Annotated in this window: 9 protein-coding genes and 1 pseudogene; all 10 read left to right on the top strand. The window is 70.7% G+C overall.

Translation table 11 applies throughout. The features are described from left to right. The first annotated feature begins 210 nt into the window (after nucleotides 1-210). The gene (locus ACZ5Y0_RS02165) at nucleotides 211-1,230 is read left to right on the top strand and encodes a rod shape-determining protein (RefSeq protein WP_030779466.1); all 1,020 of its coding nucleotides are present in this window, start codon (nucleotides 211-213) and stop codon (nucleotides 1,228-1,230) included. Between the two features lie 173 nt (nucleotides 1,231-1,403). Beyond that, nucleotides 1,404-2,345 (top strand): rod shape-determining protein MreC, encoded by a 942-nt coding sequence (gene mreC, locus ACZ5Y0_RS02160; RefSeq protein WP_469126726.1) that lies wholly within the window; start codon nucleotides 1,404-1,406, stop codon nucleotides 2,343-2,345. Nucleotides 2,346-2,359: 14 nt separating this feature from the next. Then, nucleotides 2,360-3,031 carry a rod shape-determining protein MreD gene (mreD, locus tag ACZ5Y0_RS02155; RefSeq protein WP_469126725.1) on the top strand — a complete coding sequence of 224 codons (672 nt, stop codon included), beginning with the start codon at nucleotides 2,360-2,362 and terminating at the stop codon, nucleotides 3,029-3,031. A 233-nt stretch (nucleotides 3,032-3,264) separates the two neighbouring features. Then, entirely contained in the window at nucleotides 3,265-5,523 is a 2,259-nt protein-coding gene (mrdA, locus tag ACZ5Y0_RS02150; RefSeq protein ID WP_469126724.1) for a penicillin-binding protein 2, read from the top strand. Continuing rightward, nucleotides 5,520-6,719, top strand: a complete 1,200-nt coding sequence (rodA, locus tag ACZ5Y0_RS02145) for a rod shape-determining protein RodA (RefSeq protein ID WP_469126723.1) — start codon at nucleotides 5,520-5,522, stop codon at nucleotides 6,717-6,719. Before mrdA ends, rodA begins: the two co-directional genes overlap by 4 nt. A gap of 102 nt (nucleotides 6,720-6,821) precedes the next feature. Then, entirely contained in the window at nucleotides 6,822-7,076 is a 255-nt protein-coding gene (locus ACZ5Y0_RS02140) for a hypothetical protein (RefSeq protein WP_469126722.1), read from the top strand. A gap of 315 nt (nucleotides 7,077-7,391) precedes the next feature. Further along, nucleotides 7,392-9,317 (top strand): TIGR03960 family B12-binding radical SAM protein, encoded by a 1,926-nt coding sequence (locus tag ACZ5Y0_RS02135; RefSeq protein WP_469126721.1) that lies wholly within the window; start codon nucleotides 7,392-7,394, stop codon nucleotides 9,315-9,317. A 320-nt stretch (nucleotides 9,318-9,637) separates the two neighbouring features. Further along, nucleotides 9,638-10,672, top strand: coding sequence for a hypothetical protein (locus tag ACZ5Y0_RS02130; RefSeq protein WP_469126720.1), 1,035 nt, complete (start codon nucleotides 9,638-9,640; stop codon nucleotides 10,670-10,672). A 48-nt stretch (nucleotides 10,673-10,720) separates the two neighbouring features. Beyond that, nucleotides 10,721-11,485: a TIGR03936 family radical SAM-associated protein gene (locus ACZ5Y0_RS02125; RefSeq protein ID WP_469126719.1), complete on the top strand. Its 765-nt coding sequence runs from the start codon at nucleotides 10,721-10,723 to the stop codon at nucleotides 11,483-11,485. Between the two features lie 276 nt (nucleotides 11,486-11,761). After that, nucleotides 11,762-12,337 (top strand): annotated as a pseudogene (locus ACZ5Y0_RS02120) (Rne/Rng family ribonuclease); the annotation flags it as partial.

Below are 12,337 nucleotides of genomic sequence, written 5' to 3'. Positions count from 1 at the left end.
GCGTGCCGATCGGGGGAACGCATGCCCCCGATGGCCCGTCTCCACAAGCGAGGCGCTACGGCATCTGCTGACAATGGCGAAGACCCTCGCGCAGTGTTCGTGCAGGCGCGTTTACGATGTAAGCCTTCACGTCACAGCACCCACCTCGCCGACCTGAGAAGCCGTCACAAGCTCATTGGGAAGGCCAGTCGAATCCTGATGGGGAACTCAATGTCGTTCATCGGCCGTGACATGGCTGTCGACCTCGGGACCGCCAACACGCTGGTGTACGTCAGGGGTCGCGGGATCGTACTCAACGAGCCGTCCGTCGTCGCGATCAACACCAACACCGGTGGCATCCTCGCGGTCGGCGCCGAAGCGAAGAAGATGATCGGGCGGACCCCCGGCAACATCGTCGCCGTGCGGCCGCTGAAGGACGGCGTCATCGCCGACTTCGAGATCACCGAGCGGATGCTCCGCTACTTCATCCTGAAGATTCACAAGCGGCGGTATCTGGCCAGGCCGCGGGTCGTCGTCTGCGTGCCCTCGGGGATCACCGGGGTCGAGCGCCGCGCCGTCATCGAGGCGTCGACGCAGGCCGGCGCCCGGCAGGTGCACATCATCGAGGAGCCCATGGCCGCGGCCATCGGATCCGGCCTGCCGGTCCACGAGGCCACGGGCAACATGGTGGTGGACATCGGCGGCGGCACCACGGAGGTCGCGGTCATCTCGCTCGGCGGCATCGTGACCGCCCAGTCCATCCGCGTCGCGGGCGACGAGCTGGACAACGCGATCATCCAGCACATCAAGAAGGAGTACAGCCTCCTTCTCGGTGAGCGGACGGCAGAGCAGATCAAGATCACGATCGGCTCGGCGTACGACCTCGACTCCGACGAGCACACCGAAATCCGTGGCCGGGACCTCGTCTCCGGACTGCCCAAGACCGTGGTCATCTCGGCCGCCGAAGTACGCAAGGCGATCGAGGAACCCGTCAACGCGATCGTCGACGCCGTGAAGACCACCCTCGACAAGTGCCCCCCGGAACTGTCGGGCGACATCATGGACCGCGGAATCGTGCTGACCGGCGGCGGAGCCCTGCTGCGCGGTCTGGACGAACGGCTGCGCCGGGAGACCGGCATGCCCATCCACATCGCCGAGGACCCGCTGGACAGCGTGGCGCTCGGATCCGGCAAGTGCGTCGAGGAGTTCGAGGCGCTCCAGCAGGTTCTGGACGCCGCGCCCCGCAGATGACGTAACGCTTCGATTCCGCCGTACGAGATGACCGCCTCTCGTGCGGCGGATCGTTGATATCCAGGCATAAGATCGTCAAGAGCCCCCCAAGCACCCCATACCACGCCCTCGGGATTTCCCGGGGGCTACCCGAATTCCCGCAATTCCTATGAGGAAGGGCACGGCCGCCGCACGTGAGGGACACACGAGAGAGCCGGCTGCTCCTGGTGCTGCTGATCGCCGTCGCGTTCGCGCTGATCACGGTGGACATCCGCGGCGGAGAGGACTCCCCGGTCGACGGTGCCCGGCAGGCCGCGGCCGCGGCCTTCGGCCCGATCGAGGACGGGGTGGCGTCGGCGGTGGACCCCGTCGGCGACGCCGTCTCCGCCGTACGCGACTCAGGTGAGCGCCACGACCGGCTCGCCGCGCTGGAGAAGGAGAACGCGGCCCTCAAGGCGAAGCTCGGCAGCGACGACCGCAACCGCAGCCGACTGGCCCAGCTCGACAAGATGCTGAAGACCGCCGGCGCCGGCCAGTACGGCATCAAAGGCGCCGAGGTCATCGCGATCGGAGCGGCCCAGGGCTTCTCCTGGACCGTCACCATCGACGTCGGCGCCGACGACGGCATCAAACGGGACATGACCGTCCTGAACGGTGACGGCCTGGTCGGGCGGGTCACCACCGTCGGGCCGAACACCGCGACCGTCCTCCTCGCCAGCGACCCCGACTTCACCGTCGGCACCCGCATGGAGGCGTCCGACGAACTGGGCTTCGCCTCCGGGCAGGGGGACCGCCCGCTGCGCGTCGAACTCCTCAACGGCAAGGCCGAGGTGAAGAAGGGCGACCGGCTGGTCACCTTCGGCTCGCAGGCCGACAAGCCGTTCGTACCCGGCGTGCCGGTCGGCGTGGTCTCCCGCGTCGACCCGTCCGGCGGCGACCTCACCCGCACCCTCTACGTCACGCCGTACGTCAGCTTCACCAAGCTCGACATCGTCGGCGTCGTCGTCGAAGCCCCCAAGAAGGACCCGCGCGACACCGTGCTGCCCACCAAGCCCAAGCCGGTCCCCACGCCGACCGTGACCGTCACGGTCACCCCGAACGCGAACGCACCCGTCGAAGGCCAGGAAGAGCAGTAGGAGCTGACTACCCCATGCGCGTCAACCGGATCCTGCTCTCCGTCCCGCTGATCGTCGTCGCCCTGGTGATCCAGGTGAGCGTCCTCGCCCGCCTCCACCTCCCCGGCGCCGTCCCCGACCTGCTCCTCCTCACCGTCCTGGGCCTCGCCCTGGTCTACGGCCATGTCGGCGGCGCCCTCATCGGCTTCGGCGCCGGACTCCTGGCCGACCTGGCCCCGCCCGCCGACCACGCCGCCGGCCGCTACGCCCTCGTGCTGTGCGTCATCGGCTACCTCGCCGGTCTCGTCAAGCCGGAGACCGGCCGCATCAAGTCGGCCACCGGCCCAATGGTCGTGGTGTTCGCCGCCGCGATCGGCTCCACCCTGTTGTACGCCGGTGTCGGCGCCCTCGTCGGCGACACCGCCGCCCGTCATGTCGGCCTCACCGGCCTGCTGTTCTCGGCGGCCCTGTACGACCTGCTGCTCGCCCCCTTCGTCGTGCCGGGCGTGATGTTCCTGGCCCGGCGCGCGGACAACGACCCGCTCGCCGAGACCAACTCCGCCGGCAAGGCGGCCGACATCTCCTCCGGGTGGCTCTCCTCGGGCACCGGCCTGCGGATCGGCGGCCAGCGCGGCGGTCTGAAGATGAAGACGGCCCGCTCCCGGATGGCCCGTGCGGGGCGCATCAAGGGGGTCAAGCGACTGTGAGCACGGGGGAGTCGGCGCGGGGTGACGCCGGAGGCGGTGCGGGACGCACCCCGGACGAGGGCGGCGCTCGTGGATTCACTCGAACGGGGCCGCTGTGGCGGAACGTGGCCTCACGGGCCGGTCGTTCGATATTCGTACGCGCGGCCACGGCCACAGACACAGGCAGACCCGCAGTCACACGCACCCGCATCCGGGCACACACGTCCGCACACTGAGAGGGGGAGACAGCCGCAGTGACCAACATTCCCGAGACCGGGCGGACCCCACGGGTCCAGATCCGGCTCGTCGTGATCCAGATCCTCGTCCTCTCCCTCCTAGGCACCCTCGGCGGCCGGCTGTGGTACCTCCAGATCCGTGAGGGCGCGGAGTACGCCAAGGAGGCCTCCGGCAACCACGTCCAGCAGGTCGTCGAGCCCGCCGTCCGGGGCGCCATCCTGGACGCGCGGGGTGTTCCCCTCGCGGACAACGAGACACGGCTCGTCGTCTCCGCCTCCCGCACCGACCTGCTGAAGCAGAAGGACGACGGCAAGGCCGTCCTGGCCAAGCTCGCCGCCGTACTCGGCATGACCGCCGAGGAGGTCACGCAGAAGGTCCGGCTGTGCGACGCGAAGACCCCCCAGCCCTGCTGGAACGGCTCGCCCTACCAGCCCATCCCCATCACCGACGAGGCCACGCCCAGGCAGGCGCTCCAGATCCGCGAGCGCGCCGAGGACTTCCCCGGCGTCACCGCCGAACCCGAGGCAGTGCGCCGCTACCCGAGCCCCGGCGCGGCCAACACCGCCCAGGTCCTCGGCTACCTCTCCCCGGTCACCGACGAGGAGATCACCAAGGCCCAGGACACCGACTCGCCCTTCCTGCGCTCCGACCAGGTCGGCCGGTCCGGCCTGGAGCGTGAGTACGACAAGGAACTGCGAGGCAAGGCCGGCGTCACCCGCTACGAGGTCGACAACCTCGGCCGGGTCATCGGCGAGGCCGAGGCCGACCCGGCACAACCCGGATCCAACCTCGTCACCAGCATCGACGCCCGCGTCCAGCGAGTCGCCGAGTACGAGCTGAACGAGGCGATGAAGGAAGCCCGCAAGCAGTTCGACAAGAACACCGGCGAGAACTACAAGGCTGACGCCGGTGCGGTCGTGGTGATGGAGGCCAGGACCGGCCGCGTGGTCGCCATGGCGTCCAACCCGAACTACGACCCGAACGCCTGGGTCGGCGGGATCTCCGCCAAGGACTACAGGAAGCTCACCGGGAAGTCCTCCAACTACCCGCTGCTCAACAGGGCCATACAGGGTCAGGCGGCACCCGGCTCGATCTTCAAGGTGGTCTCCACGGCCGCCGCGGTCCAGGCGGGCTACGACTTCGACGGACGCTACAACTGCTCCAGCTCGTACTCGGTCGGCGGCCAGGTCTTCAAGAACTTCGAATCCCAGAACCACGGCCCGATCGACCTCGGCCGCGCCCTGGAGGTCTCCTGCGACACCGTCTTCTACGCCCTCGCCCACCGCGAGTGGCAGAAGGACGGCGGCATCGACCCCAAGGGCAAGCCGAAGGACTACTTCTACAAGACCGCCCACCAGTTCGGCCTCGGCAAGGAGACCGGCATCGACCTGCCCAACGAGGTCAGCGGCCGCGTCCCCGACCGCGAGTGGAAGCAGTCCTACTGGGACGCCAACAAGGCGGGCTGGTGCAAGACCGGCAAGAAGGACGGCAGTTACGTCGAGAAGATCGCGTACGAGAACTGCCTCGAGGGCAACAAGATGCGCGCCGGTGACGAGATCAACTACTCCATCGGCCAGGGCGACACCCTCGTGACGCCCATCCAGATGGCCACCATCTACGCCGCCATCGCCAACGGCGGCACGCTGTACGACCCGACGGTCGGCAAGGCCATCATCAGCCCCGACGGCAAGAGGGTCGAGGAGATCGCGCCGAAGGCCCACGGCAAGCTGCCCGTCACCAAGCAGACGCTGGCCCAGATGGACGACGCCCTCGCCGGTGTGGCCACCCGCGGCACTGCGGCCTGGCGCTTCGGCGGCTGGCCGCAGGACAAGATCGAGATGCACGCCAAGACCGGCACCGCCGAGGTCTACGGCAAGCAGACGACGTCCTGGTTCGCCACGTACACCAAGGACTACTCGATCGTGATGACGATCTCCCAGGGCGGTACGGGTTCCGGTGCCTCCGGACCGGCCGTGCGGAACATATACGACGCTCTGTACGGCGTCTCCGACGACGGCGTGATCAACAAGAAGAACGCGCTGCTGCCCACCCCGCAGAAGACCCTGCCGAAGATCAAGACGGACGGCACGATCGCGTCCCCGAAGATCTCCAAGGACCCGGCGAAGGAGCAGCAGACCTACCAGAAGGCCACCGAGACGGGCTCCCCCGCCCCCGAGGGGACGCAGCAGGCGGCGACCACCGCCTCACCGGAGGCCAACAACCGTGACACGCGGCGGCGAGGGCGCCGGCGAGGAAGCCGGAGGAAGTGCACATGACCGGCGCGAACGGCTTCTCCGTCTCCGGGTACGGGCCCGAGCGGGCCGGCTGGACGCGGCTCCTCGCCCGCGACTCGCTGACCCGGCGCCTGGACTGGCCGATACTGCTGGCGGCGATCGCGCTGTCGCTGATCGGCTCCCTGCTGGTGTACTCGGCGACCCGCAACCGCACCGAGATCAACCAGGGCGACCCGTACTTCTTCCTGTTGCGCCACCTCCTGAACACCGGCATCGGGCTCGCCCTGATGATCGGCACGGTCTGGCTCGGCCACCGCACCCTGCGCAACGCCGTCCCGATCCTGTACGGCCTGTCGGTGCTGCTGATCCTGCTGGTGCTCACCCCGTTGGGCTCCACGGTCAACGGCGCGCACTCCTGGATCCAGCTCGGCGGCGGATTCTCGCTCCAGCCCTCGGAGTTCGTCAAGATCACGATCATCCTGGGCATGGCGATGCTGCTGGCGGCCCGGGTCGACGCGGGTGACAAGCTCTACCCCGACCAGCGCACGGTGCTCCAGGCACTCGGCCTGGCCGCCGTACCGATGCTGATCGTCATGCTGATGCCCGACCTAGGGTCGGTCATGGTCATGGTCATCATCGTGCTGGGGGTGCTGCTGGCCTCCGGCGCCTCCAACCGGTGGGTCTTCGGGCTGCTCGGCGCGGGCGCGGCCGGGGCGCTCGCCGTCTGGCAGCTGCACATCCTGGACGACTACCAGATCGCCCGCTTCGCCGCCTTCGCCAACCCCAGCCTCGATCCGGCGGGCGTCGGCTACAACACCAACCAGGCGCGCATCGCGATCGGTTCGGGCGGGCTGACCGGGTCCGGGCTGTTCGAGGGCTCGCAGACGACCGGCCAGTTCGTTCCCGAGCAGCAGACGGACTTCGTGTTCACGGTGGCCGGCGAGGAGCTGGGCTTCGTCGGCGGCGGCCTCATAATCGTGCTGCTCGGCATCGTCCTGTGGCGGGCCTGCCGCATCGCCCGCGAGACGACCGAGCTGTACGGCACGATCGTCGCCGCCGGCATCGTCGCCTGGTTCGCCTTCCAGTCCTTCGAGAACATCGGCATGACCCTCGGCATCATGCCGGTCACCGGCCTGCCCCTGCCGTTCGTGTCCTACGGAGGTACGTCGATGTTCGCGGTATGGGTGGCGGTCGGGCTGTTGCAGTCGATCCGGGTGCAGCGGCCCATGTCGGCCTGACCGGCCCGAGCGCCACGACACCGGGTGTTCCGCGTGCGCGGCGGGCGGGGCCGGTCACCGGACTGCCCTGCCGTCCGGGCCGACTGCCCGCACATTGCTCTCGTGGCGGAGACGAAGCGCGGTATCGAGCGAAAGGACTTCGGACAGGTCGCCCCGCTGGTGGGGGAGACGCTCGGGCAGTCGCGAGGGGCCGATCAGGACCCGGCCCCGCACGATGCCCGCAGGAAGGCCGAGCGGAGCCGCCGCTCCGCCGAGACGGCCGCGTTCGCGCTCGGCGAGCCCGCCGCGGACCTGGTCCCGCTCATGAGGTCCCTCAGGCTCTGTTCGGCGACCGCCAGGACAGGGTGGTGCCCGTGAGGACCTGCCCGTCCTCACCGCCCAGGCGCACACCGCGGGGATGAGCGCCTTCACCTGAGGCCTGCGGTACGGCAGGGAGCAGCGGCGCTCGGAGCTGCCCGAGGGGGCGCCGCCGTAGTGGACGCGGAAGTACGCCGCCACGGCGTCGCTGCCCGGGGAGTGGGGGAGAACCGACGCGGCCACGGCGGTCCGGACCCGAGCCGCCGGGCTCGTTCGGCGTTCGGGGACGCCTCAGGAGCGGGTTAGGCTAGATGGTCACCCTCCCCCAGCCTTCGGCCGGGGGTGCCCCAGTCAGCTCACGAAGGTAACCCCGCGATGTCTGTCGAGTCGGTCTTCCCGCAGCTCGAAGCTCTGCTCCCGCACGTGCAGAAGCCGATCCAGTACGTCGGCGGCGAGCTCAACTCCACGGTCAAGCCCTGGGAGTCCTGCGACGTCCGCTGGGCGCTGATGTACCCGGACGCGTACGAGGTCGGGCTGCCCAACCAGGGCGTCATGATTCTCTACGAGGTCCTCAACGAGCAGGAGGGCGTCCTCGCCGAGCGCACGTACAGCGTGTGGCCGGACCTGGAGGCCCTGATGCGTGAGCACCGCGTCCCGCAGTTCACCGTGGACAGCCACCGCCCGGTGAAGGCCTTCGACGTGTTCGGCCTGTCCTTCTCCACCGAGCTGGGCTACACGAACATGCTGACCGCGCTGGACCTGGCGGGCATCCCGCTGGAGTCCAGGGACCGCGGACTGGACGACCCGATCGTGCTGGCGGGCGGTCACGCGGCCTTCAACCCCGAGCCGATCGCCGACTTCATCGACGCGGCGGTCATCGGCGACGGCGAGCAGGCCGTCCTCGACATGACGAAGATCATCCGGGAGTGGAAGGCCGAGGGACGGCCGGGCGGCCGCGAGGAGGTCCTCCTCCGCCTGGCGAAGACCGGCGGCGTGTACATCCCGCGCTTCTACGACGTCGAGTACCTGCCGGACGGCCGGATCGCCCGCGTGGTGCCGAACAGGTCGGGCGTCCCGTGGCGCGTGTCGAAGCACACGGTCATGGACCTCGACGAGTGGCCCTACCCGAAGCAGCCCCTCGTCCCGCTGGCCGAGACGGTGCACGAGCGGATGTCGGTGGAGATCTTCCGCGGCTGCACCCGCGGCTGCCGCTTCTGCCAGGCCGGCATGATCACCCGCCCGGTGCGCGAGCGCTCCATCACCGGCATCGGTGACATGGTGGAGAAGGGCCTGAAGGCGACCGGTTTCGAGGAGGTCGGCCTGCTGTCGCTGTCCTCCGCGGACCACAGCGAGATCGGCGAGGTGGCCAAGGGTCTCGCGGACCGCTACGAGGAAGACAAGATCGGCCTCTCCCTGCCCTCGACCCGCGTGGACGCCTTCAACGTCGACCTGGCCAACGAACTGACGCGCAACGGCCGCCGGTCCGGCCTCACCTTCGCCCCCGAGGGCGGCTCCGAGCGCATGCGCAAGGTCATCAACAAGATGGTCTCCGAAGAGGACCTGATCAGGACCGTCGCCACCGCGTACGGCAACGGCTGGCGCCAGGTGAAGCTGTACTTCATGTGCGGTCTGCCGACGGAGACCGACGAGGACGTCCTCCAGATCGCCGACATGGCGACCCGCGTGATCCAGAAGGGCCGTGAGGTCTCCGGCGCCAACGACATCCGTTGCACCGTCTCCATCGGCGGCTTCGTGCCGAAGCCCCACACCCCGTTCCAGTGGGCGCCGCAGCTCTCCGCCGAGGAGACGGACGCCCGCCTGGAGAAGCTCCGCGACAAGATCCGTGGCGACAAGAAGTACGGCCGCTCGATCGGCTTCCGCTACCACGACGGCAAGCCCGGCATCGTCGAAGGCCTGCTGTCCCGGGGCGACCGCCGCATCGGCGCCGTCATCCGAGCGGTCTACGAGGACGGCGGCCGCTTCGACGGCTGGCGTGAGCACTTCTCCTACGACCGCTGGATGAGCTGCGCCGACAAGGCGCTGGCACCCTTCGGCGTGGATGTCGACTGGTACACCACCCGCGAGCGCGGCTACGAGGAGGTCCTGCCCTGGGACCACCTGGACTCCGGCCTCGACAAGGACTGGCTCTGGGAGGACTGGCAGGACGCCCTCGACGAGACGGAGGTCGAGGACTGCCGCTGGACGCCGTGCTTCGACTGTGGTGTGTGCCCGGCGATGGACACCCACATCCAGATCGGCCCCACCGGCAAGAAGTTGCTGCCGCTGACCGTCGTGAAGTAGCTCGTGCAGTAGCCGTGGAGCAGCGGAGCTCGCGCGGGAGGGCCCGGCCGACGGCCGGGCCCTCCCGCGTCGCGCGCCCCCGGCGGCCGGCGGGTGTCGTCTCGCTGCGCCGGTGAGGCCGACCGGACCCACAGGGGCCGGGCGGATCAGGGGCGTCGGGCGTCCGTGGCGAGGCGCCACCGGTGCGGAGTCCCGGGGGAGCCAGGCCCACGCCGTCCGCCCCCGGCCCCCGACGCGGGCCGGGGCGAAGCCGGGACGGCGGACCGGAGAACCGCGGGGGTGGCGGGATCCGGACGGGCCGCTGCGGCGTCTTCGCCGGTATGGACCTCGACAAGCCGCCCGTCCGGCAGCCCCCGCACCAGCAGCCCGAAGGGTGTCTCGTCGCCGCGATCCGCCTGCCCGTGCGGATCGTGGCGCTCGTGCTGGTCCTGCCGGTACGGATGGCGTGGGACGCCCTCGTCGTCACCTGCCGCTTCCTGAACGACGTCCTGCTGCGCCCGCTCGGCAGAGCCCTGCTGTGGCTGGGCCGGGTCCTCGTCGTCCTGCCCCTGGTGGGCCTGTGGCGGTACGTCGTCGTCCCCGTAGGCAAGGCCCTGGCCTGGCTCGGGAAGGTGCTGGTCGTCGTCCCGCTGGTGTGGTGCCACCGCCACCTCCTGACGCCCGTCGGCCATGCCCTTGCCTGGGTGTACGCGCGCGTGCTGACGCCTGTCGTACGCGGGCTGGGCGTCGCCCTCGCCGGGCTGGCGCGGTACCTGGTCGTCGTCCCCGCCCGCTGGCTGTACGACTGGTTCCTCGCCCCCCTCGGGCGGGTGATCGCCTGGTGCGTGCTGGGCGTGGGGCGGCTGCTCGCCCTGCTCGTCACCGGGATCGGCCGGGCTCTGTACTGGGTCACCCGCGTCCTCGTGGTGCTGCCCGCCCAGACGCTGTGGCGCCGGGTCCTCGCACCGGTCGGCCGGGTCCTCGCGGTCGTCGCACGGGAGGTGTGGGACGCCCTGCGGCACGCCTGGCGGATCGCCGGGCATCTCTCGCTCGTCGTCGGACGTCTCCTCTGGACCCTCCTGCGGTGGAGCGTCGTGGAACCGGCGCGCATGCTCTACCGCGGCGTGCTGACACCCGTCGGGCACCTCCTCCGCGACGTCGTGCTGCGGCCCGCCGCCGAGGCCGCGCGCGCCGTGGGCCGCACCGGCCGGCAGGCCCTGGCCGCAGCCCGGACGTCCGTGCGGCGGGCGCGTGCCGACGTGCGACGGCTGCTGTTCGGTGAGCCCCGGCAGCCGGAGTCCGTGGCCCGGAGGGAACCTTCCGCGCGCGGGACACGTACTCTTGATAGCAGTACGACCGCTCTCACGAAGGACTGAACGACACTGGGCAAGCGACAGCCCGAAGGCCCGCCGCCCGCACCCGCGGTGCAGCGCATCCGACTGCGTTACACCAAGCGCGGCCGCCTCCGGTTCACCAGCCACCGTGACTTCCAGCGTGCCTTCGAGCGCGCGTTGCGCCGTGCCGAGGTGCCGATGGCGTACTCGGCGGGGTTCACGCCGCACCCGAAGGTGTCGTACGCCAATGCCGCACCCACCGGCACGGGCAGCGAGGCGGAGTACCTGGAGATCGCGCTCACCGAGGCGCGGGACCCGCAGCAGCTGCGTGAGCTGCTCGACGAGTCGCTGCCCGCCGGGCTCGACATCGTCGACGCGGTCGAGGCCCGTACGTCCGGGCTCGCCGACCGGCTCACGGCCTCCGTGTGGGAGATGCGCCTGACCGGCGTGGACCCCGCGGAAGCCGACCGCGCGGTGGCCGCCTTCAACGCGGCCGACACCGTCGAGGTCCAGCGCCTGATGAAGAACGGCGTCCGTACCTTCGACGCCCGCTCCGCCGTCGTACACCTCGAAACACTGAATCCACAGGCTGATAGGCCGATGGACCAGCCCTGTGCGATACTGCGGCTGGTTGTTCGGCACGTGACGCCTGCCGTTCGACCCGACGACGTCCTGTCCGGTCTTCGCGCCGTGGCCGACCTGGCGCCGCCGGTCCCCGCAGGGGTGACCAGGCTGGCGCAGGGGCTGCTCGATGAAGAGACCGGTGTGGTGACCGACCCGCTCGCGCCCGACCGCGAGGCAGCCGAGGCCGTGACAACGGCCGATGTGACTGCCACCGCGAAGGCGTCGGCGTAAGGAAGGTTCCGCACAGGGACGCACGTCGTAGCGCAGCCCTCGCACTCGGGAGCCACCTGGGTCGGGCAGCGCACCGACCACAAGACTTTCGCCAGGCCGTGCGCATTCGGCGTACGGAACCGGCGAGACAGGACACTAGAGAGCTCCCGTGCGGCGCCCGCGCCCCGGACGGCGGCACCGCGCACAGCGCGAGCCGCGGACGTCAACGGCGACCGATCCACGTGATCGGCACCGGACCAGCGCGGCGCCCGGGAGCCTGACGGGAGATACGCCCGCATGCTCGAACCGACCGAATCGACCGAGTCCGTGCCGGACTCCGCATCGAACACCCCGAGCGACAACCTGCCGCCGCGTCGTCGGCGCCGTGCCGCTTCCCGACCGGCGGGTCCGCCGGTCGGCGCCGCCGAGGTGTCGGCCGAGACCGTCGCGCCGGCCACACCGGCCGCCGAGTCCGTCGCCGACCTGGCCGCGGAGGACATCGAGGAAGAGACGGCGGAGAACATCGCCGTCGAGGCCGCCGGGGTCCCCGCGGAGCCCGACGAGGCCGCGCCCGCCGCGCGTCCGCGCCGCCGTGCCACCCGCCGGGCGTCCGCGCCCGCCGGTGCTCCGGCCGGTGCCCCCGCCTCGGACGAGGCGGCCGAGACCGTGCTGCCCGCCGCCGCCGAGCCGGCGGAGCCCGTCGCGGCCGTCGCCGCCGAGGAACCCGCGCCGCGCCGCACCCGCCGCCGCGCCACCCGCACCGTGACGGCACCCGCCGCACCGGAGCGGGCCGAGACCACGGTGACCGCCGAGAGCGCGGCCCCCGCGGCAGGCGAGGTCGCCGCGACGGCGGAGCCCACCGGCGCCGCCCCG

The sequence above is a fragment of the Streptomyces sp. NPDC033216 genome (assembly GCF_055577115.1).
This window is presented reverse-complemented; position numbering and strand designations above follow the sequence as displayed.

Excerpts from the sequence above, each read along its gene's own strand:
- ACZ5Y0_RS02135 (WP_469126721.1), top strand. The coding sequence starts at position 7,392 with ATGTCTGTCGAGTCGGTCTTCCCGCAGCTCGAAGCTCTGCTCCCGCAC.
- rodA (WP_469126723.1), top strand. The coding sequence starts at position 5,520 with ATGACCGGCGCGAACGGCTTCTCCGTCTCCGGGTACGGGCCCGAGCGG.
- mreD (WP_469126725.1), top strand. The coding sequence starts at position 2,360 with ATGCGCGTCAACCGGATCCTGCTCTCCGTCCCGCTGATCGTCGTCGCC.
- ACZ5Y0_RS02165 (WP_030779466.1), top strand. The coding sequence starts at position 211 with ATGTCGTTCATCGGCCGTGACATGGCTGTCGACCTCGGGACCGCCAAC.
- ACZ5Y0_RS02130 (WP_469126720.1), top strand. The coding sequence starts at position 9,638 with ATGGACCTCGACAAGCCGCCCGTCCGGCAGCCCCCGCACCAGCAGCCC.